Annotated in this window: 20 protein-coding genes; 6 read left to right on the forward strand and 14 right to left on the reverse strand. The window is 67.5% G+C overall.

Going from position 1 to position 23,621, the window contains the following annotated elements; genetic code table 11:
- Nucleotides 1-6: 6 nt before the first annotated feature.
- Nucleotides 7-1,284 (reverse strand): adenosylmethionine--8-amino-7-oxononanoate transaminase, encoded by a 1,278-nt coding sequence (locus OR37_RS13350; RefSeq protein ID WP_004620690.1) that lies wholly within the window; start codon nucleotides 1,282-1,284, stop codon nucleotides 7-9.
- Nucleotides 1,285-1,358: 74 nt separating this feature from the next.
- Between OR37_RS13350 and bioF the strand changes: the two genes are divergently transcribed.
- The 5 genes from bioF (at nucleotide 1,359) to OR37_RS13375 (ending at nucleotide 6,752) form a co-directional block, all read left to right on the forward strand.
- Nucleotides 1,359-2,513, forward strand: coding sequence for an 8-amino-7-oxononanoate synthase (gene bioF / locus OR37_RS13355; protein WP_004620692.1), 1,155 nt, complete (start codon nucleotides 1,359-1,361; stop codon nucleotides 2,511-2,513).
- Nucleotides 2,510-3,169, forward strand: a complete 660-nt coding sequence (gene bioD, locus OR37_RS13360; RefSeq protein ID WP_004620695.1) for a dethiobiotin synthase — start codon at nucleotides 2,510-2,512, stop codon at nucleotides 3,167-3,169. Before bioF ends, bioD begins: the two co-directional genes overlap by 4 nt.
- Nucleotides 3,170-3,258: 89 nt before the next feature.
- Nucleotides 3,259-4,158 (forward strand): flagellar motor protein MotB, encoded by a 900-nt coding sequence (locus tag OR37_RS13365; protein ID WP_004620697.1) that lies wholly within the window; start codon nucleotides 3,259-3,261, stop codon nucleotides 4,156-4,158.
- A 102-nt stretch (nucleotides 4,159-4,260) separates the two neighbouring features.
- A complete protein-coding gene (locus OR37_RS13370) occupies nucleotides 4,261-5,100 on the forward strand; it encodes an arginyltransferase (protein ID WP_035017402.1) in 840 nt (279 codons plus the stop codon).
- Between the two features lie 218 nt (nucleotides 5,101-5,318).
- The gene (locus tag OR37_RS13375) at nucleotides 5,319-6,752 is read left to right on the forward strand and encodes a methyl-accepting chemotaxis protein (protein ID WP_004620701.1); all 1,434 of its coding nucleotides are present in this window, start codon (nucleotides 5,319-5,321) and stop codon (nucleotides 6,750-6,752) included.
- Nucleotides 6,753-6,812: 60 nt separating this feature from the next.
- Here the strand turns inward: OR37_RS13375 and OR37_RS13380 are convergent, their stop codons facing one another.
- The 7 genes from OR37_RS13380 to parC form a co-directional block, all read right to left on the reverse strand.
- Nucleotides 6,813-7,580 (reverse strand): SDR family NAD(P)-dependent oxidoreductase, encoded by a 768-nt coding sequence (locus OR37_RS13380; RefSeq protein ID WP_004620703.1) that lies wholly within the window; start codon nucleotides 7,578-7,580, stop codon nucleotides 6,813-6,815.
- Between the two features lie 10 nt (nucleotides 7,581-7,590).
- Nucleotides 7,591-8,523: an NAD(P)H-dependent flavin oxidoreductase gene (locus tag OR37_RS13385; RefSeq protein ID WP_004620705.1), complete on the reverse strand. Its 933-nt coding sequence runs from the start codon at nucleotides 8,521-8,523 to the stop codon at nucleotides 7,591-7,593.
- Nucleotides 8,520-9,482: a quinone oxidoreductase family protein gene (locus OR37_RS13390; protein WP_004620706.1), complete on the reverse strand. Its 963-nt coding sequence runs from the start codon at nucleotides 9,480-9,482 to the stop codon at nucleotides 8,520-8,522. Before OR37_RS13390 ends, OR37_RS13385 begins: the two co-directional genes overlap by 4 nt.
- A 161-nt stretch (nucleotides 9,483-9,643) precedes the next feature.
- Nucleotides 9,644-10,975: a serine hydrolase domain-containing protein gene (locus tag OR37_RS13395; protein WP_004620708.1), complete on the reverse strand. Its 1,332-nt coding sequence runs from the start codon at nucleotides 10,973-10,975 to the stop codon at nucleotides 9,644-9,646.
- 74 nt (nucleotides 10,976-11,049) lie between these two features.
- Nucleotides 11,050-12,234 (reverse strand): saccharopine dehydrogenase family protein, encoded by a 1,185-nt coding sequence (locus tag OR37_RS13400; protein WP_004620711.1) that lies wholly within the window; start codon nucleotides 12,232-12,234, stop codon nucleotides 11,050-11,052.
- 54 nt (nucleotides 12,235-12,288) lie between these two features.
- Nucleotides 12,289-13,689: a serine hydrolase domain-containing protein gene (locus tag OR37_RS13405; RefSeq protein ID WP_004620713.1), complete on the reverse strand. Its 1,401-nt coding sequence runs from the start codon at nucleotides 13,687-13,689 to the stop codon at nucleotides 12,289-12,291.
- 10 nt (nucleotides 13,690-13,699) lie between these two features.
- Nucleotides 13,700-15,979, reverse strand: coding sequence for a DNA topoisomerase IV subunit A (parC, locus tag OR37_RS13410; RefSeq protein WP_004620715.1), 2,280 nt, complete (start codon nucleotides 15,977-15,979; stop codon nucleotides 13,700-13,702).
- Between the two features lie 246 nt (nucleotides 15,980-16,225).
- Here parC and OR37_RS13415 point away from each other — a divergent pair, with 246 nt between their 5' ends.
- Nucleotides 16,226-18,061 carry an alkaline phosphatase family protein gene (locus OR37_RS13415; protein WP_004620716.1) on the forward strand — a complete coding sequence of 612 codons (1,836 nt, stop codon included), beginning with the start codon at nucleotides 16,226-16,228 and terminating at the stop codon, nucleotides 18,059-18,061.
- A gap of 49 nt (nucleotides 18,062-18,110) precedes the next feature.
- Here OR37_RS13415 and OR37_RS13420 read toward each other — a convergent pair whose 3' ends face one another.
- The 6 genes from OR37_RS13420 to OR37_RS13445 are packed head-to-tail and all read right to left on the reverse strand — an operon-like array spanning nucleotide 18,111 to nucleotide 23,471.
- Complete coding sequence (locus OR37_RS13420; protein WP_004620718.1) at nucleotides 18,111-19,697, reverse strand: alkaline phosphatase D family protein; 1,587 nt, start codon at nucleotides 19,695-19,697, stop codon at nucleotides 18,111-18,113.
- A gap of 53 nt (nucleotides 19,698-19,750) precedes the next feature.
- On the reverse strand, nucleotides 19,751-20,482 hold the full coding sequence (gene recO, locus OR37_RS13425; RefSeq protein WP_035017411.1) for a DNA repair protein RecO: 732 nt from the start codon (nucleotides 20,480-20,482) through the stop codon (nucleotides 19,751-19,753).
- 2 nt (nucleotides 20,483-20,484) lie between these two features.
- Nucleotides 20,485-21,342: an arylamine N-acetyltransferase family protein gene (locus tag OR37_RS13430; protein WP_004620722.1), complete on the reverse strand. Its 858-nt coding sequence runs from the start codon at nucleotides 21,340-21,342 to the stop codon at nucleotides 20,485-20,487.
- Entirely contained in the window at nucleotides 21,335-22,285 is a 951-nt protein-coding gene (gene era, locus OR37_RS13435) for a GTPase Era (RefSeq protein ID WP_004620723.1), read from the reverse strand. Before era ends, OR37_RS13430 begins: the two co-directional genes overlap by 8 nt.
- Nucleotides 22,286-22,333: 48 nt before the next feature.
- A complete protein-coding gene (locus OR37_RS13440) occupies nucleotides 22,334-22,843 on the reverse strand; it encodes a GNAT family N-acetyltransferase (RefSeq protein ID WP_004620726.1) in 510 nt (169 codons plus the stop codon).
- Nucleotides 22,844-22,859: 16 nt separating this feature from the next.
- Nucleotides 22,860-23,471, reverse strand: coding sequence for a thioredoxin domain-containing protein (locus OR37_RS13445; protein WP_004620729.1), 612 nt, complete (start codon nucleotides 23,469-23,471; stop codon nucleotides 22,860-22,862).
- Between the last annotated feature and the right edge of the window lie 150 nt (nucleotides 23,472-23,621).

A 23,621-nucleotide genomic window follows, 5' to 3' on the forward strand; every position in this document is an offset into this window, starting at 1 on the left:
CGAGCCTCAGGCGACGCCGACCACCGTTCGGACGGCCTTGGTCAGAAGCTCGAGGTCCTCGTCCGGCGTGGTGAAGGCCGGCGTCAGATAGACCACCTTGCCCATCGGCCGGATCCAGGCCCCGAGCTCAGCGAAGCGCCCGCAGAGTTCGCCCACGGCCACGGGGGCGTCGAACGCCACGACGCCGATCGCGCCCAACGCGCGAACGTCGACCACGCCCCGGCCCGCCCGGCACGGCGCCAGCCCTTCGGCCAACGCCGCCGAAACTCGCGCGACATTCGTCGCCCAGGTTCCGTCCGCGAAAAGATCCAGCGAGGCGTTGGCCGCCGCGCAAGCCAGAGGATTGGCCATGTAGGTGGGACCATGCATCAGCGCCGCGCCCGGTTCGTCGGACCAGAAGGCCTCGAACACCGCGCGCGAGGCCACCGCCGCCGAGAGCGGCAGGGTCCCGCCGGTCAGGGCCTTGGACAGGGTGACGATATCCGGCTCAATCCCCGCCGCCTGCATGGCGAACAGCGTTCCGGTGCGACCAAAGCCCGTGAAGATCTCGTCGAAGATCAGCAGGACTCCATGCTTGTCGGCCAGGCGACGCAGGGTTCGCAGCACTTCGGGGGAATGCGGCAGCATACCGCCCGCGCCCTGGATCAGCGGCTCGACCAGGATCGCCGCGATCTCGTGCGCCCGCTCGGCCAGGAGGGCGTCCAGCGCGGCCTCGCCAGATGCGTCGCGCGGCAGGTCGGCGATCACCTGCGCGGGCATGACGCCAGCGAACAGGCTGTGCATCCCCTCCTCCGGATCGCAGACCGTCATGGTCGCCAGGGTGTCGCCGTGATAGCCGCCCCGGAACGCCAGGAACCGCGTTCGTCCCGTCACGCCGCGATTGATCTGGAACTGCAGGGCCATCTTCATGGCGATCTCGACCGCCACCGAGCCGCTCTCGGCGAAGAAGACGTGGTCCAGATCGCCGGGCAACAGCCCCGCCAGCCGCGCGGCCAGACGGTAAGCGGGCTCATGCGCCAGACCGCCGAACATCACGTGCGGCATGGCGTCGATCTGTCGACGCAGGGCGTCGGCGATGTGGGGGTGATTGTAGCCATGGCAGGCCGTCCACCAAGAGGCCAGGCCGTCCACCAGTTCGCGCCCGTCGGCCAACGTCAGTCGCGATCCTCGCGTCGCCACGACGGGCAGCGGCGGCCGCGCGGTCTTCATCTGGCAATAGGGCCGCCAGACGCTGGACGCCCCTTCGGTCAACCAATCAGGGTCGCCCTGTGAAGGATGAGGCATGACGGCGCTTTCCGTTTGCGGACTCGGGGCGCCTTGCCTATTCCCGCCCACCGGTCTCGGCAAAGGGAAACGACATGCAAAGCCTCGAAGCCTTCGCCGACGAGAAGCTGGCGAGCCTGGACGCCAAAAGCCTGCGCCGGCGCCTGAAGCCCTCGCGCCGCCACGACGGCGCTGTGGTCGAGCGCGACGGTCGGCGACTGATATCGTTCTCGTGCAACGACTATCTGGGCATGGCCCATCATCCGCTCGTCCGCGCGGCGGCGGCCGAGGCGGCTCTGAACTATGGCGCGGGCGCGGCCGCCTCGCGCCTCGTCACCGGCGATCACCCCCTGTTGTCCGACCTCGAAAAGGGACTGGCCCGTCTGAAGGGGACCGAGGCGGCTTGCGTGTTCGGCTCGGGCTACCTGGCCAATCTCGGCGTCATTCCAACCCTGGTCGGTCCTGGCGACGTGATTCTGGTCGACGCGTTGGCCCACGCCTGCATCTGGGCGGGCGCCCAGCTCTCCGGCGCAAGGATCGTCCCTTTCGCGCACAACGATATGGCGGACCTGGAGCGCCGCCTCGGGGCCGAGCGGCCGCGGGCTCGCCGCGCGCTGGTCGCCACCGACGGCGTGTTCTCGATGGATGGGGACATCGCGCCGCTGGATCAATTGTCGGTTCTTTGCCAAGCCCATGACGCTTGGCTGCTCAGCGATGACGCCCATGGTGTGGGCGTGTTGGCCCAGGGGCGCGGCTCGGGCGCTCTGTTCCCCGAGGCCAAGATCCCGCTGCAGATGGGCACGCTGTCCAAGGCGCTCGGCTCGTATGGCGGTTATCTCTGCGGCTCGCGGGCCGTTGTCGACCTGCTGAAGACCCGCGCCCGCACGCTGGTCTACGCCACCGGCCTGCCGCCGGCCTCGGCGGGCGCGGCCCTGGCGGCGCTGGACATCATCAACGCCGATCCTGGGCTGACCGAGACGCCGCTGGCCAAGGCGCGCCTGTTCACCCGCCGTCTGGGCCTGCCAGACGCCGAGAGTCCGATCGTGCCGGTGATCTTCGGCGGCGCCGAGGCCGCGCTCGCCGCCTCGGCGGCGCTGGAGAATCTGGGCTTCCTGGTCGTGGCCATCCGACCGCCAACCGTGCCGGAGGGAACCGCTCGCCTGCGCCTGGCCTTCAGCGCCGTCCATGACGACGCCGACGTCATCCGTCTGGCTGACGCGATCGCCCACCTGAGAAAGGTCGCGGCATGAAAGCGCTGTTCGTGGCGGGAACCGGCACCGACCTTGGCAAGACCCACGTCGCCTGCGCCCTGCTGCGGGCCGCCCGGGCACGAGGCGCGCGCGTCGACGCCTTCAAGCCGGTCGTCAGCGGTTTCGACCCGCGCGCGCCCGAGGCTAGCGATCCCGCCCGGCTCGCCGCCGCCATCGGCCGTCCGGACGCCTGGGCCGAGGTCTCGCCACGCCGCTACGCCGCCCCGTTGGCGCCGAACCTCGCCGCCCAGATGGAGGGCGAGACCCTGGCCATCGATGATCTGGTCGCCGACAGCCGGACCTGGCTGACCGCCCGCGACGTCGACCTCGTCCTGGTCGAGGGCGCCGGCGGCGTGATGTCGCCGCTGACCGACGACGCCACCAACCTTGATCTGATGATCGCTCTGGACCTGCCCGTCCTTCTGGTCGCCGGCAGCTATCTGGGCACGGTCAGTCACGTTCTGACGGCGTTGGAGGCGCTACGCGCCCGCGCGCTGGCCGTCGCCGCCATCGTGGTCAGCGAGAGCCTCGATGCGCCAGACCTGAACCAGACGATAGAGATGTTGAAGCGGTTTGAGCGCCGCGCGCCCATCGTCGTCGCGCCTCGGGAAACCGCCTGGAACGCGGAGGCGTTGGCGGACCTCGTTCTGGCCTGACCCGCGACGGCTCGTCGCTGCGCCTGGCAACGCCATCTTAACCATCCATGGGCAGGTTGAGGCGTGAAAGTTAAGCAGGCTTAAGCACGATGGCGGTCAACAGCGAACAGCCGATCATCATCAAGAAGATCAAGAAGGGCGGCGGCCATGGGCACCATGGCGGCGCCTGGAAGGTCGCCTATGCCGACTTCGTGACGGCCATGATGGCCTTCTTCCTGCTGATGTGGCTGCTGAACACGACCAGCCCCGAGCAGAAACAAGGCATCGCCGACTATTTCGCGCCAGCCTCGATCTCCTCCACGACCAGCGGTTCGGGCGGCATCCTGGGCGGCACCTCGCTGGGCGACGACGGCGCCAAGGCCGACGGCAAGCTGTCGGTCATCAAGCAGATGGCGCCCGAGGCCCCCGACAATGTCGGCAAGGAAGGTCAGTCCAGCAAGGCGGCCAACCTCGACTCGGCCAACGATCAGGCCCTGCGCGACGCCATGGCCAAGAAAGACCAGGACGCCTTCGCCTCGGCCGCCCAGTCGCTGCGCCAGTCTCTGCAGGACATGCCCGAACTGGCCGAGCTGTCGAAGCAGATCCTGATCGACCAGACCCCGGAAGGCCTGCGCATCCAGCTGGTCGACCAGGAGGGGCGCTCGATGTTCCAGGAGAACTCCAAGACCCCGAACGATCGCGCCAAGATCCTGCTGCGCGCCGTCGCCAAGGTCATCAACCAGCTGCCCAACCGCGTGACGATCGCGGGTCACACCAGCGCCAACGCCTACGGCAAGAAGCAGGACGGCGACTGGAGCCTGTCGGCCGAGCGCGCCGACGCCTCCCGCCAGGTGCTGCGCGGCTTCGGCGTGCCGGACGACCGGATCTATCAGGTTTCGGGCAAGGCCAATTCCGAGCCGCTCTATCCGGACGATCCGACCCTGGCGGGCAACCGCCGAATCTCGATCGTGCTGCTGCGCGAGAAGCCCGTTCTGCCCGACAACCTGTGACGGTTGGCCGCGAGCGGGTCTTGTGACGCTTGCGCAACCGAACGCTATGCCCCCTAATCCCGTCGAGGGTCAGCGAACGAGCTGTAAGGGGACAGGGCTAAAGTGACGCAGCATTTTCCGACGCGACAGCTTCGGTTTTTCCTGACAGCGCCTACGCCTTGCCCGTACCTGCCCGGCCGCGAGGAGCGCAAGGTGTTCGCCCACCTGCCGCTTTCCGACGGCCCGACGGTCAATGACAGCCTGACCCAGGTTGGTTTCCGTCGCTCGCAGAACATCGCCTACCGCCCGGCCTGCGAGACCTGCCGCGCCTGCCAGTCCGCACGGGCGCCGGCCGCCGACTACGTGCTGTCGCGCTCGGAGCGGAAGGTTTTGAACCGCAACGACGACCTGGAACGCCACCTGGTCGAGGCCGAGGCGACGCTGGAGCAGTTCGAACTGCTGCGCCGTTATCTGCTGGCCCGTCACGCCGATGGCGGCATGGCCGAGATGACCTGGCCCGACTATGTCGCCATGGTCGAGGATACGGCCGTCCGCACGCATCTCATCGAATACCGCCGCAAGTCCCAGGATCGCGGTCCGGGCGATCTGATCGCCTGCGTCTTGGTCGACGTACTCGCCGACGGTCTGTCGCTGGTCTACAGCTTCTACAAGCCCGACGAGACCCGGCGCAGCCTGGGTTCGTTCATCATCCTGGATCACATCGTCCAAGCCCAGCAAAGCGCCCTGCCCTACGTCTATCTGGGCTATTGGGTGCCCGGCAGCGAGAAGATGGCCTACAAGGCGCGCTTCTCTCCGCTTGAGATCCTCAAGCCGGGCGGCTGGTCGCTGATGTCGGCCCGCGAACGCGGCGCCCGTCCGCCGCCCCAGCCCGGCGGCCCGAAGGATCCCTGCGACCTGCCGCTCAGCGACGCCGAACCGGCCACGCTAGACGGCCTGGGCTAGAACGGCGCACCGTTGAGCTTTCGCGAGAAGACAACCGGAAGACACGCGCCTTATACTCACGTCGCATAGAGGGAAATTCTCGCAAATATCGACTTGCGAGTCTCAATGCAACCCAACGCTGAAGTCGCAATTTGGTTAAGACTCGCGAAACCAACCCCATCGCACAAAATCACCTCACGCTCTGCTACGAGCTCGGCGCCAACTATTAGGTGGGGAACATGCTCTTCTCGGGTCGCAAAGCCAGCGAGATCGATCAACTCAAGAAACAGTTCGCGGACCTGAAGGAACGCTCCGAGTTGCTGGATCAGGCCTGCGGCATCGGCCTTTGGGAATCGGTGCTGTATGACGCCGACGCTCTGCACCCCAAGAGCGTCTGGAACTGGTCGCCGGAATTCCGCCGCCTGATCGGCTATACGAGCGAGGCCGACTTTCCCAATGTCTGTCAGTCCTGGTCGGACAAACTGCACCCTGACGATGTCGAGCCGACTTTCGCCGCCTTCGCGGCCCACTTGACGGACCGGACAGGCGCCGCCCGCTATAACGTGACCTACCGCCTTAAGACCCGCTCGGGCGACTACCGCTGGTTCCGCGCCACGGGCGGCTGCCGTCACGCGGCGGATGGCACGATCCGCGCGTGCGGCTCCTTGACCGATATTCACGAGCAGACGCTGGTGGAGCAGAAGGCCCGCGAGGAGGCCGCCGAGAACCAGGTGGCGCTGAACGCTCTCGCCGAAGGCTTGAAGGCCCTCGCCGAGGGCGATCTGACCCACCGCATCGACGCGCCCTTCCCGGCCCAGGCGCAGACGGTAAAGGACAACTTCAATCACTCGCTAGCCCGTCTGCGCGACGCCTTGAGCAATATCGCGCAGAGCGCTGGCTCGATCCGCGGCGGTTCGGACGAAATCGCGAGCGCTTCAAACGACCTCTCTCGCCGCACCGAACAGCAGGCCGCCAGCCTTGAGGAGACAGCCGCCGCGCTCGATGAAATTACCTCGACCGTCAATCGCAGCGCCGAGGGCGCTATCCAGGCTTCGAGCGCCGCCGCGTCAGCCAAGATCGACGCCGAGCGTTCCGGCGCGGTCGTTCGCGACGCGGTCGCGGCCATGGGCGAAATCGAGCAGAGCTCGGGACAGATCACTCAGATCATCGGCGTCATCGACGAGATCGCCTTCCAGACCAACCTGCTGGCCCTGAACGCCGGCGTCGAGGCCGCCCGCGCTGGCGAGGCCGGTCGTGGCTTCGCGGTCGTCGCCCAGGAAGTCCGCGCCCTGGCCCAGCGTTCCGCCGACGCAGCCAAGGAGATCAAGACCCTGATCGCCAATTCCTCGACCCAGGTCGAGCGCGGCGTGAAGCTCGTCGGTCAGACCGGCGAGGCCCTGTCGGGCATCGTCGGCAAGGTCGCCGAGATCACCGACCAGATCAGCGAGATCGCGCGTTCGTCGCGCGAACAGGCCACGGGCCTCACCCAGGTAAACACCGCCGTCAACCAGATGGACCAAGTCACGCAACAGAACGCCGCCATGGTTGAAGAAGCCACGGCCGCGGCGGCGAACCTGCGGGGCGAGGCCAGCGAGCTGAGCCAACTGGTCGGCCGCTTCCGTATCGGCGAACAGGTCCAAGCCCAGACCCAGGCACGCGCTCGCGCCGCTTAGCATCTCGCCGTCGATCGAGAGGAAGCGCGCCATTCCGGTTGGGGTGGCGCGCTTCTTCGTTCATCGAGCGAAGCTGACACCGCCGTCCACGGTCACCGCGCCGCCCATGACATAGTCGCCCGCCCGCGAGGCCAGGTAGATGGCCGCGCCGGCCATGTCCTCTTCCGTGCCGATACGGCCGGCCGGGATGGCCTTGGACACCGCGTCGGCGTGGTCGCGCGCCACCTTGTTCATGTCCGAGGCGAAGGCGCCGGGCGCGATGCAGCTGACGGCGATATTGTCGGGCGCCAGACGCAGCGCCATGCGCTTGGTCATGTGCAGCAGGCCCGCCTTGGACGCGCCGTAGGGATAGGTCTCGTCCTTGGTCACCGACTGGCCGTCGATGGATGCGATGTTGATGACCTTGGCCACGTGGTCCTTGCCCGCCGCGCGCAGCTCACCGATCAGGGCCTGGGTCAGGAAGAACGGCGTCTTCATGTTGAGGTCGACGGTCTTGTCCCAGCCGCTCTCGGGGAAGGTGTCGAACTCGGCGCCCCAGGCCGCGCCAGCGTTGTTCACGAGGATGTCGAGCTTCTCCTCGCGCGCCTTGATGCGCTCGACCAGGCCCTGGATGCCTTCCAGGGTTGAGATGTCGCCCGGCAGCGAGACGCACTCGCCGAACTGGGAAAGCTCCTCGGCCGCCGCGTCGCAAGCCGCCGCCTTGCGGGCGGTGATGTAGACGCGCTTGGCGCCGTAGGTCAGGAAGCCCTTGACGATCATCGCGCCGATGCCGCGCGAACCGCCGGTCACCAGGGCCACGCGGCCTTCGAGCGAGAACAGGTTCTGCATTGTAATACTCCTAGAAGCCGCGCGCGGCGGCCAGGGCGCCAAGACGCCCGGTGATGTCGTGGAACTGGGCGACGGTCTCGTCGATAATCGCCTGGGCGGTCTTCACCTCGTCGATCAGCCCGACGGTCTGACCGGCCAGGGCCGGCGCGGCCTCCATGTCGCCGCCGAAATAGACGTCCAGGATGTTCTTCAGAACGTCGGGCGGCATGACGCCCGCGTCGTGGATCTCCTTGGTCAGCTCCGACTTGATGGCCCGGATGCAGGGACTGGCCTTCTTGTTGAGCACCCAGGTGCCCGTCTCCTTGGCCCCGGTGATCGCGGCCTTGTAGTTGGCGTGGACCGGACTCTCGGCCGAACTGACAAAGCGCGTGCCCATCTGGACGGCCTCGGCGCCCAGAGCGAAGGCCGCCGCCATGCCGCGTCCGTCGCAGATGCCGCCGGCGGCGATCAGCGGAACGTCGGTCTTGGCTCGGATGGCCTGCAGCAGGACGAGGGTCGAAACCTCTTCCGGGTTCTTGAAGCCGCCGCCCTCGGCGCCCTCGACCACCAGGCCGTCGACGCCCGCCTCGACGCACTTCACCGCCGCGTCGACTGTCGGCACCGCGTGATAGACGACGATCCCGGCGTCCTTCAGCGGGCCGATGAACTTGGCCGGGCTGCCGGCCGAGGTGGTCACGAACTTGACCCCGCTATCGCAGACGAAGCGCAGCATGGCGTCGTCGCGCAGGAACATGATCGGCAGATTGACCCCGAACGGCAGGCCGCTGGCCGCCATCTTGGTGATCTCGGCTTTACAGTTTTCGGTCTCGCCGGACGAGGTCTCGATGATGCCCAGCCCGCCCGCGCGCGAGACGGCCGAGGCTAGCGGATAGCGCGCGATCCAGCCCATCGGGGCTTGGACGATGGGGTACTTGGCCCCCGTATGTCGAAGGACGCGGTTCATGGGATCAGCAACACCCGGCCAACGGCCTGGCGTCCCTCGATATAGGCGTGGGCCTTGTCGGCCTCGGCGAGCGGGAACGTGCTGTCGATGACGACCTCAAGCTCTCCGCGCGCCGCCTGATCGATCAGGTCCTGGATCATGTCGTGGACGCGGTCGGTCATGATCTCCGCGCCGAGGAAGACCCCGGTCAGCGAGCGGTTGCCGCCCATCAGCGACGAGACGTCGACCTTCATGGGTTCGCGCCCGGCGTTGCCGACCAGCGAGATGCGCCCCCGATAGCCTAGGGCGCCGAGGCTGCCCTGCAAGGTCGCGCCGCCGACGGGGTCGACCACCAGATCGACGCCCTTGCCGCCCGTCAGCTTCATCACCTGCTCGACGAGATCGTCGCGGCGGTAGTTGATCCCGTGGTCCATGCCGAACGCCTTCAGGCGTTCCAGCCGCTCGTCGCTGGAGGCCGAGGCCAGGACCGTGGCCCCGGCCTTCTTGGCCAACTGGATGGCGGCCAGACCGACCGCCCCCGCGCCGGCCTGAACCAGCACCGTCTCGCCGGCCTTCAGATGGCCCGCGCCGAACAGGCACTCGTGGGCCGTTCCGAACGGCACCGGAATGGCGGCGGCCTTGCGGATGTCGAAACCGTCCGGAATCGGCCAGGCGTTTCGGGCCGGCACGGCGCGCAGCTCGGCGTGCGAGCCGAAGGCGTTCACGGTAACCACCTTCTGGCCGACCTTCAAATGCGCGACCTCGGCGCCGACCTCGATGATCTCGCCGGCGGCCTGATAGCCGACGATGTGCGGGCTGCCCGCCATCTGGCCGCCGCCGCGATTAAGGGTGTCGCCGCCCTCGATGCTGACCGCTTCGACGCGGATCACCACGCCCTGCGGATGACAGACGGGATCTGGAACGTCCTCGTAGCGCAAGACGTCCGGCGAGCCGGTTTCGTAATAGACGGCGGCTTTCATGCATCACTCCCTGCTTCTCCTCCTCCCGACATTCCCGGCGGACGCCAGGCAAAGGTCGAGCCCGAGGGTCTCCTCATTGAAGCCGGGGAGAACGGCGCGAGCGTCCCAGTCGCTCTGGCTGGATCTGGACCCCGACGGTCGCCGGGGAAATCGGAGAAAACCTACTTCGACGGATCCTTGAGCGCGTCATAGACGAACTTGGCGCTGTCCTGGTCGATGTGGGCGATGGCGGGATCACCGTCCTTGTTGAGGATGTGGATCATGCCCAGGAAGAAGAGATCGTTGGTCGGGTCGATCCAGAACCAGGTTCCGGCCGCGCCGCCCCAGCTATAGGTCCCGTTCCCCTGCGGACCGGCCTTGGCGCTGTCCAGCACCACCGCGAAGTCCAGGCCAAAGCCCCGCCCCTTGGCGGTGTTGAACGGCGGGATGTCGGAATTCATGATCGTGTCGCTGAGCATGTTCGTGCGCATCAGCTTGACGGTCTCGGGCTTCAGGATGCGCGCGCCGTCAAGCTCGCCGCCGTTCAGCAGCATCTGGGCGAAGCGGGCGTAGTCGGCGTTGGTCGAGACCAGGCCGCCGCCGCCCGAGGCCATGACCGGCGGCTTCGAGATATCCAGCACCATGAAGCCGTCGGCCGGAACCAGCTTATGAACCTTGGGTCCCCAGGCATAAAGCGACGCCAGGCGGCTGGTCTTTTCCGCCGGCAGCCAGAAGCCCGTGTCGACCATCTTCAGCGGCGTGAAGATGCGCTTTTGCATGAAGTCGCCCAGCGACATGCCCGACAACTTCTCGACGATCAGGCCCTGGATGTCGACCGAGACGCTGTACTTCCACCGCGTGCCCGGCTGGGCCACCAGCGGCAGGGCGGCGACACGCTTGATGAACTCGTCGCTCGACTTGCTGCCCAAGACGCCGGTGTCGACATAGGCCTTGTCGATCGGGTTGTCCGGAACCAGGCCATAGGCGAACCCACCCGAGTGGCTCATGATCTCGCGCATGGTCGGCGGACGGTCGGCCGGCACGGTGTCGAACGAGCCGTCGGAGTTGACGCCCTTGAAGACCCGCAACGAGGCGAATTCCGGAATGTACTTGCTGACCGGATCGTCCAGCTTCCACTTGCCCTCCTCGAAGAGGATCATCATGGCCACGCCGGTGACGGGCTTGGACTGCGAGTAGATGCGGAACACCGTGTCCTTGGTCATCGGCGGACCGTCGAAGCCCTTCTTGCCGTGGACCTCGAAGTTCACGACCTTGCCGTGGCGGACCAGCATGGTGGTGACGCCCGGCAGGTGGCCGGCGTCGACCAGCCCCTGCATGTGAGCGTCCAGCGCCTTCAGCCCGTCAGCCGAAAAGCCGACGCTCTCGGGCCTGCTGGCCGGAAAGGCGCTGGAGGCCTCGACATGGGTCGAGACCGGCGCGGCCCATCCAGGCGCCGCGCCGCCGAACGCCAGAACCGTCGCCAACGCGGCCGCCGTCAGACGCCGAAGAACCATGTCCGCCTCTCCAAACACTTGTTCGAGACGGGACCTTAGGGCGAATTGAGCAAGGCGCGCACGCGAATTTTTCTTCAACCCCGCTCGACCTCGAACCGCAGGCCCGCATGGGCCTCTAGGCGGTCGATCAGCTTGCGCCCCATGGCCGCGCCGGGCGTCCAGATCCCGCCCGGCGCGTCGGCGGCCTCCGAGATCAGGCACACCGCCGACTCGGCGATCATCTTCGAGGTCGAGCCGTAGCCGGGGTCCTTGTCGCCCTTGACCGAAACGCGAACCTGACGGCCGTCAGGCGCCAAGCCGACGAACAGGACGTCGTAGAAGCCGGTTTCTCGCTCTTCCTTGCTGGGACCTTCGCCGGGCTTGGGGCCGCCCTCCCCGCCGAGGCCGCCGCCGGAGGCGGCGATGTGCTCGGCGATCTTCTGGCCCTGCTCGCCAGGACCGGTCAGCACCATCTCGTCGTACACGAAATCCGCGCCGTAGGGATGGCCCATCAAGGCGTTCGAGCGATGGACATTGCGCGTATTGATCGCCGCCATCACGAACGGCGCGGCCCAGACGCCAAGATCCTCCTCCAGCATCGGCCGATTGCCGGACGGCTGCTGGGGTCCCTGAAAGCCCGGCGTCAGCGCGAACGGATTCTTCAACAGCGCGATGACTCCCGGGTCCTTGGCGGCGGCGGCCATCGTCGCCTTGAGGCTGGCGGCCGTGCCGCCGGAAAAACCTCCCTTCATCGCGCGAACCCGGCCCTTCACGCGCGGAACCGGCGCGCCCAGGGCTTTCCGCGCGGTTTCCTGCAGGAACCAGACGCCAAGTTCAAAAGGGATGGAGTCGAAGCCGCACGAGAAGACGATCCGCGCGCCCGTCTCCTTTGCCCGCGCCTCGTGCGCGTCGATCATTCGCCGCATCCAGGCCGGTTCGCCGCAAAGGTCCAGATAGTCGGTCCCCTCCTCGACGCAGGCGGCGACCAGGTCCGAGCCGTAAAGCTGGTAGGGCCCGACCGTGGTCAGCACCGCCTTGGCGCGACGGACCATGGTTCGCAGGGATTGGGGATCATCGGCGTCGGCGACAACGAGCGGCGTGTCCAGCGGCGCGCCGATCTCGGCGCGCACCGCCGCCAGTTTTTCCTCGCCGCGTCCCGCCATGGCCCAGCGCACGGCGCCGCCAGTTCCGAAGCGAGCCGCCAGATACTCCGCCACTAGCCGCCCGGTGAAACCGCTGGCGCCGTAGACGATGATGTCGAATTCCGCGTCGGCCCGCATGACCCGCCTCCCTCTGTTATTGGGAGGCACCATGCCGAGATCGCGGCCCGCGCGCTACCGGCTCGTGACCCTGGTCGGTCCCGGATGCGGCGTATGGGCCGGTACAGTCGGGATCGCCTGCTGCAGCGGCGGCTCGATCGCCTGATAGACCAAGGCGCGCGACTGAGCGTCCAGTTTGGGTCCGACACCACCCAGGCGCTGGATCATGCCGACGAAAAGCAGGTCATGAACCGGGTCGATCCAGAACCAGGTGCCGGCGCTGCCGCCCCAGCTGACCGTGCCCCGTCCCACCGGCGCGCCCGAGGCGGCCGGATTGACCGCCACCGCCATGTCGAGCCCATAGCCCATGCCGGCGGCGAAGGGGAATGGGCGAAGGCTCGGCTGCAAGACACCGGTCGTACCATTGGTCGTGACCACGAACCCCGGCGGCAGGTGGTTCTGCGTCATCAGGGCCACGGTCTCGGGCTTGAGGATCCGCGCGCCATGAAGCTCGCCCTTGTTGAGGATCATCTGGGCGAAGCGGGCGAAGTCGTGCGCCGTCGAGACCAGCCCTCCGCCGCCCAGCGGCGCGGCGGGCGGCTTGGTGACGTCGCGCCAAGCCCCTTCGACCGCGGGGATCAGCCGTCCCGTGCGCGGATCGGCGGTGTAGAGCGCCGCCAGCCGATGGGCCTTCTCCTCGGGCACATAGAAGGCGGTGTCGCGCATCTTCAGCGGCGCGAAGATGTGCTCTTCCATGAACGCGGGCAGGGTCTGGCCCGACAGTTTTTCGATGATGTAGCCCTGGATATCGGCCGCCACGCTGTAGCGCCACAGCTGGCCGGGCTCGGAATACATCGGCAGTTCCGAGACCTTCTGGACTAGCTCGCCCAGCGAGGATGATTGAAGCACGCCGGCCCGGTAATAGGCCTGGTCCGCCGGACTGTTCGGATCGTCGGCCAGACCGTAGGCGAAGCCGGCGGTGTGGGTCATCAGCTCACGCATGGTCGGCGGACGGCTGATCGGCGCCAGGATCGGCTGGCCCGACGCGTCGACGCCGCTGACGATGCGCAGATCGGCGAACTCCGGCACGTATTTGCTGATCGGATCGTCCAGCTTCCAGAGACCCTGCTCGTACAGGATCATCATGGCCACGCCCGTGATCGGCTTGGTCTCGGAGCGAATGCGGAAAATCGCGTTCAGGGGCATGGGCTGACCGCCCAGGGCCTGGCGGCCATAGGCTCGCGCGTGGACGATCCGGCCATGGCGGGCCAGCAATGTGACGCCGCCGGCGATCTGGCCATGATCGACCATCGCCTGCATTTGGTCGTCCAGCTTCTTCAGACGGTCGGCGTTGAAGCCGACCTCTTCGGGCTTGGCCTTGGGCAAGGCAAGGGCCGGCGTCGCGGCGACGGCCGCGCAGCCGAAGGCGCCGGCCAGCAGGGCCAACGCGCGGCGACGCAACCGTCCCAAGTTCATTTGGCCACCGTCACTTGGGTCGGAACCGCTTGCTGGTCGGGAACCCGCGAGGCGCGAGCTTGCCGGCCCCGGCGCGACGACCGGCCCAGTCCTTCCACTCGGCCCACTCGCGACGACGGCCGGCGGTGTCGATCCAGAAGGCGCCGGTCTCGGCGCTGAACGACAGGCCGTCGCGCAGACCGCCCTCGCGGTAGGACTGCAGCTTGACGCCCTTGCCGCGCGGCATTTCCGGCAGTTCCTCGATCGGGAAGATCAGGATCTTGCCGTTGTCGCCCACCACCGCGATCTGGTCGCCGACGACCTCCATGCAGAAGGCCGCGCCGGCCGCGTCGACCGTCAGGACCTGCTTGCCGGCCTTGCGGTTGGCCAGGGTCTCCTCCTCGGGCAGCAGGAAGCCGTAGCCCTGCTTGGAGGCGATGAAGCGCTTGCGGCCGGCCTTGAACGGGAAGACGTCGATGATCTTCACCTTGTCGTCCAGCTCGATCATCATCCGCACCGGCTCGCCGTGTCCTCGCGCGCTGGGAAGCTTGTCGCAGCCCAATGTGAAGAAACGGCCGTCGCTGGAGAAGATCAGCAGCTTGTCCGTGGTCTCGGCCGGAACCAGGAAGCCCAGCTTGTCGCCTTCCTTGAACTTCAGCTCGGACGGATCGTCGATCTTGCCCTTGGCGGCGCGGATCCAGCCGCGCTCGGACAGGATGATCGTGATCGGCTCGCGCACGATCATCGCCTCGATGGCGGCGTCGGCGTCGACGACCGGAGCGTCCGCGAAAATCGAACGTCCGGTCACGCCGGTCGGACGGGCCTTGTCCAGCGGATGCTTGATCTTCAGCAGCGTCGCGCGCACCTCTGACAGGCCCACGCCCACCAGCTTCCACTGCTGGGCGTCGCTGGCCAGCATGGCCAGGATGCCGTCGCGCTCTTCCACCAGTTCCGCGTGCTCGCGACGGATCTCCATCTCTTCCAGCTTGGCCAGTTGGCGCAGGCGGGTATTGAGGATGGCGTCGGCCTGGATGTCCGACAGCGCGAACGTCTCGATCAGCTTTTCCTTCGGCTTGTCCTCGTAGCGGACGATCCGAATGACCTCGTCGAGGTTCAGATAGGCGACCAGCAGGCCGTCCAGGATGTGCAGACGAGCTTCGATCTTGGCCAAGCGATGTCGGGCGCGCCGGGTCAGAACCTCGCGGCGGTGGGCGAGGAACGCCATCAGGGCCTGCTTGAGGCCCATCACGCCCGGCGTGCCGCGCGCGTCCAGCACGTTGATGTTGACCGGGAAGCGGCTTTCCAGCGCCGAGAGCTTGAACAGGCTCTCCATTAGCACTTCGGGCTCGACGTTCTTGGACTTCGGTTCGAGGACGAGACGGATGTCCTCGGCGCTCTCGTCGCGGACGTCGCCCAGAAGGGCGGCCTTCTTGCTGTCGATCAGGTCGGCCAGCTGCTCGACCAGATCCGACTTCTTCACCTGATACGGGATCTCGGTGACGACGATCTGGTACGTGCCGCGACCGGTGTCCTCCTTGTCCCACTTGGCGCGGATACGCACGCCGCCCCGGCCGGTCTCGTAGGTTTCCAGCAGAGAAGCGCGCGGCTCGACGATGACCCCGCCGGTCGGGAAGTCCGGCCCGGGAACCTTGGCGAGCAAGTCTTCGGTCGTCGCGTCGGGATTGGTCAACAGCAACTGACAGGCGTCGATCAGTTCGGCGGCGTTGTGCGGCGGGATCGAGGTGGCCATGCCGACCGCGATGCCCGACGAGCCGTTGGCCAGCAGGTTCGGGAAGCCCGATGGCAGGACCACCGGCTCCTCGTCCTGTCCGTCATAGGTCGGGCGGAAGTCGACCGCGTCCTCGTCGATGCCGTCCAGCAGAAGCGTCGCCGCTTCCGTCATCTTGCACTCGGTGTAGCGCATGGCCGCGGCGCTATCGCCGTCAATATTGCCGAAGTTGCCCTGCCCCTCGACCAGCGGGATGCGTTGACTGAACTCCTGGGCCAGGCGGACCAGGGCGTCATAGATCGAGGCGTCGCCGTGCGGGTGGAAGTTACCCATCACCTCGCCGACCACCTTGGCGCACTTGCGCGCGGCGGCGTCGGGGTTCAGGCGCATATTGCTCATCGCGTAGAGCACGCGACGGTGCACGGGCTTCAGGCCGTCGCGCACGTCGGGGAGCGCCCGCGAGCCGATCGTCGACAGAGCGTAGGCGAGATAGCGCCGCGACAGGGCTTCGGTCAGCGGCTCATCCAGAATGCGGTCGCCGTCGTCGGGACCGCCGGGGGGAGGAAGTACGGGCTTGTTCATGACGCCTATGAATCGTGGTCGGGCATCTTAGAGCGCGTCAGGCGAAAGTGTGAGCGGTTTCGGCGTCTGACGCGCTCCAAGCTCAAACAGACAGAGCCTTTTTATCCGGCTCGGATATCATCTGAACCGGAAAGGCTCTGACGAGCTTCGGGGCCGAAGATCGACCGTTCGGGCGGATTTTTCGTCGTCAGACCGTCATTCAAGCTTGTCATAAGACCCGCTCAAGTTAGCTGGACTTACGGATTCATGGCCGCCAAGACCCCCTCGAAGCTCATGCTGGCCGGAGCGGCCGCCATCGTCGCCCTGGTCGGCGGGACCCTGGCCTGGCGGGCGACGCACAAGCCGCACAACGTCATCATCTTCGTGGCCGACGGCCTGCGTTCGGAAATCGTCGACGCCCAGACCGCCCCGGCCCTTGAAGCGCTGCGCCGCGAGGGCGTCGATTTCCGCAACAGCCACTCGATGTTCCCGACCGTGACCACGGTCAACGCCGCCTCGATCGCCACCGGCCACAAGCCCGGCGACACCGGCGACTTCCAGAACACCGTGTCGGCCGGCAGCCCCGCCCTGCCCTTCCCGGTCAGCTCGACCCTGGCGCCGATCGAGAGCGACCCGTCGATCGGCCTGCTGAACCAGCGGTTCGGCGGCAACTACCTGAACGAAGAGAGCCTGCTGGCCCTGGCCCACGCCCAGGGCTTCGTCACGGCCGCCGTCGGCAAGGAGGGCCCAGTGGCCGTCCAGGACGTCACCGCCCGCGACGGCAAGGGCACCATCGTCATCGACGACGCCTTCGAGGACCGCTTCCCGGTTCCGGACTTCATCACCAAGGCCATCAAGGCGGTCGGCCTGAGCAAGACCCCGCCGGACCGGGGCCTGAACAGCTGGCCCGGCGCGTACAACATGCCGGGCGTCCGGGTCGCCAATGTCGAACAGCAGAAGTGGTTCGTGGACCTGGTGTCCAAGGTGCTGCTGCCGCGTTTCAAGCAGAGCGGCAAGCCGTTCGTGATGGTCTTCTGGTCGCGCGATCCCGACGGCACCCAGCATAACCAGGGCGACAGCCTCAACACCCTGACCCCGGGCATCAACGGCGAGACCTCGCTGAAGGCCGTGCGCAACGCCTCGGACAATCTGCAGGCCCTGCGCGACGCCCTCAAAGCGCAAGGCCTGGACAAGACGACCGACATCATCGTCACGGCCGACCACGGCTTCTCGACGATCTCCAAGGAGAGCGCCACCAGCGCGGCGGCCAAGCTGAAGTTCGACAGCGTCGTGCCGGGCTATCTGCCGCCGGGCTTCGTGGCCATCGATCTCTCCAAGGCGCTGAACCTGCCGGCCTTCGAGCCGATCGGCCTGCCGATGATGTTCGACCAGGGCATGGCCCCCAAAGGCGGCAACGCCCTGCTGGGTCCCGATCCCAAGAACCCGCTGCTTGAGATCGTCGCCGGCGGCGGTTCGGACCTGATCTACGCCAACGGCCCGGACCGCAAGGCGCTGGTCGAGCGCGCGGTGGCGGCCCTGACGACGCAGGACTATGTGTCCGCCATCTTCGTGGACGACGCGCTGGGCACGATCCCCGGCGCCCTGCCGATGAGCGCCATCGGCCTGGTCGGTTCGGCTAAGACCCCGCGTCCGGCCATCGTGATCAGCTTCCGCAGCTTCCTGGCTCCGGGTTGCACACGCAAGCCGGAGGAGCTGTGCGCCGTCGAGGTGGCCGACACCACGCTGCAGCAGGGCCAGGGCATCCACGGCGCCCTGCAGCGCGCCGACACGCACAACTTCATGGCCGCCGTCGGCCCGGATTTCCGCAAGGGCTTTGTCGACCCGACCCCGGTCAGCAACGCCGACTGGACGCCGACCCTGGCCAAGATCCTGGGCGTGAAGCTGTCGCCCAAGGGCCAGCTGACCGGTCGCGTGATGGCCGAGGCCCTGAAGGGCGGCAAGCCCGTCGCGGGCAGCCACAAGACGCTGACCAGCGCGCCGGCCGCGAACGGCTTCGTGACGACCTTGCGGTGGCAGGAAGCCGATGGCCGCCCGTACTATGACGCCGGCGGCGCCCCGGGCCGCGCGGTCGGCCTGAAATAGGCCTCGAACGCCTCCCCGCGCGCTCGGGACGCGGGGAGGAGCCGTGGTCTCAGGCCTGAACGAGCCCTGGCTTGCCCGCCTCGACCGCCCACTTGGCGCGGGTCGATAGCTTGCCGTCCTTGCGCGTGACAGCGTCCAGAACCTTGAACTCGGTCACGAACGTCTTGGGCGTCGCCTCGCAGATCGCGTAGCCGCGCTGGTCGTTGTTGAACTTCAGCATCGGGTTGGCGGCCTGGATCTTGGCGAACGTCTCCCGCTGGTCCGTCCCGTCGCCGCCCGAGCTGATCGAGGTGACCACGAATTCCGACGCGATCGGCGGCCCGACAGGCTTGGCCCCGTCGACATAGAGGTCGCCCGCGAAGTTCTGGTGTTCGTCGCCGGTCAGGACGACGACGTTGCCGACCTTGTGGTCGCGGATCTGAGACAGCACCCGGCGGCGCGGCGTGTTGTAGCCGGCCCAGGAGTCCGGGTTGACCATCACGCCGGGACCAGGATCCCGATCCAGATCCATCATCATCACCTGCTGGGCGATGACGTTCCAGGTCGCCTTCGAGGCCGACAGACCATCGATCAGCCACTTTTCCTGCGGCAGGCCCATGAACTGGGCCTTCGGATCGTTGACGCCCTCGCACCAGCTCCACTTGTCGCCGCACGGCTGGTCGCTCCGGAACTGGCGCGTATCCAGGAGGTTCAGGTTGACGAGCTGGCCGTAGCTGGCCCGACGATAGATCTGAAGGCCGGTCCCGGCCGGAAAGCTCGACGCCCGCAGCGGCATGTTTTCGTAATAGGCCTGGGCGGCGGCCTGGCGGCGCAGGTTGAACAGCTTGGGATCGGTATTGTCCTGGTCGATCTCGGCGGCCCAGTTGTTGTCGATCTCGTGGTCGTCCCAGATCGCGAACCAGGGCGCGGCGGCGTGGGCGGCCTGGAGATCGACGTCCAGCTTGTACTGGGCGTAGCGGCGGCGATAGTCGTCCAGGCTGTAGATCTCGTCGCCGAAATGCTGGCGGACGTTCTCGATCGGCCGGCCGCCGCTGGTGGTGGTCCGAGCGCCCCGGCCTTCGTAGATGTAGTCGCCGTAGCAGAAGACGAAGTCTGGATTGTCCTCCGCCATGCGGCGGTGAGCGGTGTAGTAGCCGTTCTCATAGTTCTGGCAGCCGGCGACGGCGAAGCGGACCTTCTCGACGACCGCGCCCAGGGCTGGCGTCGTGCGCGCTCGGCCCAGGATGCTGCGGTCGCGGCCGGCGATGAAGCGGTACCAGTAGTCGCGGCCGGGCTGCAGTCCGCCGACCTCGACGTGGATCGCGTGCCCCAGTTCGGGCGGCGCGACGGCCGTTCCCTTGGCCACGATGGTCTTCATGCTCTCGGAGTCGCCGACCTCCCACGCGACCTCGACCGGCGCCATCGGCATGCCGTAGCCGATCTCGAACGGTTCGGGGGCCAGGCGGGTCCAGATCACGAAGCCGTCCGGCGACGGATCGCCGGAGGCCACGCCCAGCTGGAACGGATAGGTCTTGAAATAGGCCGGCGCCAGGGCCGCCCGGCTCTCCAGCGGTATCGACAGCGCCGTCAAGGCCGAGGCCCCGAAGACGGTCAACAGGCGGCGGCGGCTGAGGGCGTAGCGATCGAGCACGGACATGGCGGAACTCCGGAAAGCTGAAGGTTCGCGATAGCTCCGCTGTGTGACGGTTCTTAAAGCCTCCCCGCCTCGGACAGTCGGTCCAGCAGCCAGACCCGCGCCGGCGGCAGGGGTCGATTCAGCGGGCCGAAGACGAACTGCTCGAGGAAGTGGCCGGTGATGTCGAGGCCCGCCTTCACGTCGCCTTCCGCCAGCCCGCCCTGCGATGACAGCATGAACGGCGGCAACGGCAAGAGCTTGTCGTGATACGGCCGCCCGGCGTCGCGGCTGACGGCGCGGCCGGTGCGCGGGCTGACATAGACGAGGTCGTCGAAGACTCCGGTCGCCGCGCACTTGGAGAGATCCAGGCCAAAGCCCAGCTCCTGCAGCAGGCCCGCCTCGTAGCGGACATAGACCGCCGGCCAGATGTCGGGCATTTCGAGAACGCGGATCAGGGCCTCCAGCGCGTGGAAGGCGCCGGGATGGGCCTCGCGCTCGGGCAGAGCCGCGGCGGCCACGGCGGCGGCGGCGGAAAGTCCGGCCAGCGCCAGGCGGTCGTCGAACAGGCTGGAAGGCCCCTCGCCCATCGGCTCCAGGCTGGCCGAGCCCAGCTGGTCGGACACCCGCGCCCGATAGCGGGCGATGACGCGCGCGCCCGGTTGCAGGAACGGCTTCATCCGCCTCGAAGCCGCGCCGGCCACGTGGGCGGCGAACTTGCCGCGATCCTGGGTGAGCAGCTCGACGATGGCCCCCGTCTCGCCGTGCGAGCGGGCCGAGAGGACGTAGGCTTCGTCCTCCCACTCCAGGGTCAAGTCGGCGTCCCCCACGCGACGACCTTCTCCAGAACGGGCCTCCAGTCGGGCTCGACCGGCAGGCCGATCACGTCGCGCAAGGTGGTTTCAAGCTCGTCGACCGACAGATCGCGCTGTTCGACCACCGCGCCGGTGACGTCGCGATGGGTGAAGCGATTGTTCTTCAGGGCGTAGCGCGCGGTCGGCGTCGTGCGCCCCACGGTCATGCTCCAGGTGAAGTGCGAGCTGGGATGCGTGTAGGTGAAGAAGTTGGCCTGCTCGTAATCGACCTCGGCCCAGGCGCCGTTCGACACCTGGTACAGCGGCGCCCAGCGGCCCGAGAGATCGGCCTGGACCTGGCGTTCGGCCACGCCGCTGGTCTGGGTGTCGACGATGCGGAACCGGCCGTGCGGCGTGTCTTGCTCCGCGTCGGAGAACAGGCGCAGCGGCGCGGTTAGAACGCAGCCGCCAAAGCCGGCGTCGACCAGCCAGGTCTCGCCCTCCAGCATCACGCCCAGCACCTGATGCGAGCGCGGACGCGGCGGCGCGTCGTCCGGCGACATCCACTTCACGCGGGCCATCAGGCCCTCGACCTGGAATCCCAGGGCCTCTAGCACCCGCTTCAGGAGGCCATTCTGCTCATAGCAGTAACCGCCCCGCCCGCCCGCGATCAGCTTGGCGTCGATGTCGGCCGGGACGATGCTGACGCCGCGCCCCAGCAGCACGTCCAGGTTCTCGAACGGAATGGCGTCGGGATGGCGAAAGGCGATGGCCCGCAACACCGCGAGCGTAGGCTCGCGAGGCCCGTCATAGCCGATGCGTCCAAAATAGGCGTCGAGATCGACCGCCGCCGCCGAAGCCGGGGCGTCAAACATCGAAGTCCAGCCCGATATCGCTGAACAGCCCCCGCTCCTCGGCCCAGTTCTCCTTCACCTTGACGTGCAGGAACAGGTGAACCTTGCGGTCGAGGATGTCGCACAGCTCCTCGCGCGAGGCCTGGCCGATCCACTTCAAGGTCTGGCCGCCCTTGCCGATGACGATGACCCGCTGGCCTTCGCGCTCGACAAGGATGGTCTGCTCGATACGCACCGAGCCGTCCTTGCGCTCCTCGAACGCGGTCGTCTCGACGGTCGCGGCGTAGGGCAGCTCTTCGTGGACGCGCAGATAGACCTTCTCGCGGGTGATCTCGGCGGCCAGCAGGCGGGCCGGCAGGTCGGCGGTCTGGTCCTCCGGATAGAGCCAAGGCCCCTCGGGCATCATGGTGACGAGCTTGGCCGTCAGGTCCTCGACGCCCGCGCCGGTCGAGGCGCTGATCATGAAGACGTCGGTGTAGACGCCGGTGTCGAAGAAGTCCTTGGCGACGGCCAGCAGGGTGTCGCGCTTGATCCCGTCGATCTTGTTCAGCGCCAGGATGACCTTGCGGTCGGCGGCCTTCAGGCCCTCGATGATGGTCTGCACATCCTGGGCCGAGCGGTATTCGCCGGGCGTGGCCTTGTCGGCGCGGCTGGCCAGCTCGGCCTGGACGTCGACCAGGTGGACGGTGGCCTCGGCTTCCTCCGAACCGGCCCAGGCCGAGCGGACCATGGCGCGGTCAAGGCGCCGGCGCGGGCTGAAGATCCCGGGCGTGTCCACGAGGACGATCTGGGTGTCGCCCTCGATGGCCACGCCGCGCACGGGGAAACGGGTGGTCTGGACCTTCTGGGTGACGATCGAGACCTTGGCCCCGACCATGCGATTGACCAGGGTGGACTTGCCGGCGTTCGGCGCGCCGATGATGGCGGCGAAGCCGGCCTTAGTTTGGGAGGTGGTGTCAGTCATTGCGCGTGCGTGTAGCACAGCGGGGCCAGGATTCCTCCCCCTGCGACTTCACGCGTCTCTCCGAAGCTGTCCGTAGATCTCGACCGCCTGACCATCGGGACTGGTTTCGGTGCGCATCCAGCGCGAGCCGATCCGCTGGGCGACGGCGATCGAGGCGCTGTTGCCCGGGTCGATCCGGTGACGGGCCTCGGTCCAGCCCAGGTGCGCGAAGGTCCAGTCGACAGCGGCCGCCGCAGCCTCGGTCGCATAGCCCCGCCCCCAGAAGACCGGAAGGATCGCCCAGCCGACCTCGGCGCGTTCGGGGCCCTCCGGAACCCACGGCCCCACCCGGCCGACCCAGCGCCCGCTCTCGGCTTCGAAGACCGAGAACAGCCCGCAGCCACGCAACGCCCACATGCCCGCCGCCAGCGCCAGCCCGTCCCAGGCGATGTCGCGCGACTTGGGACCACCGAAGAACCGCATCGCTTGGGGATCGGCGTCGAAGGCGGCCCAACCGTCCAAGTCTCCCTCGACGGGTGGACGCAGCCGCAGGCGGGCCGTCCGCAGCTCGATGGTCATGATCGCCAGCCCAGCCTCAGTCGCTGCTGGCGGCGGCGATGGCCGCGTCGATCTGGTCCAGCGTGTGGTAGCCGGGCTCCATCTTCTTGCCATTGATCTCGAAGGTCGGGGTGGCGTCGACCTCGTGCTCCTTGGCGTTACGCTGGGCGCGGTCGTTCAGCGCGGTCATCTGCTTTTCGTCGGTCACGCACTTGGTGAACTCGTCCTCGTTCATGCCGACCTGCTTGGCGATGCCCAGCAGGGTTTCGCGCGGCGCGTCGTAGAGACCCGGATGACTGGCGAACACCGCGTCGTTGACGGCGAAATACTTGTCCTTGCCCGCGCACCGGGCGAGCAGGAAACCGGCGGCCGCCACCGTCACTTCCGAGCCGCCGCCGACCAGCATCTCGCGGAACACGTAGTGGACCTTGCCGCTGTCGATATATTTCGACTTGAAGGCCGGATAGACCTCCTTCTGCCAGCGCGCGCAGACCGGGCAGCCGACCGAGGCGTATTCAACGACCGTCACCTTGGCGGCCTTGTTGCCCATGTCCATGTCGTCGGGCAGGGCCTCGAACGTCCGCGCCTTGTGGCACGCCGCGAGGCTGAGACTCAGCAGGGCGGCGACCGCGATCTGGAAAGGGCGCATCTGAAAGGGTCTCCGAGGGAATCGTGAAGGCTTGGGTTGCATCAGAGGGACGAGCCGGGTCGCGGTCAAGGCGGGTGGCTTCCCCCCATTCCCCCTGGATGGGGGAAGGAACGTGTTTCAGCATCCTCGCGCCATGCGGCTGCGAGGAGG

The organism is Caulobacter vibrioides OR37, from assembly GCF_000372645.1.
Classification (GTDB): Bacteria; Pseudomonadota; Alphaproteobacteria; order Caulobacterales; family Caulobacteraceae; genus Caulobacter; species Caulobacter vibrioides_E.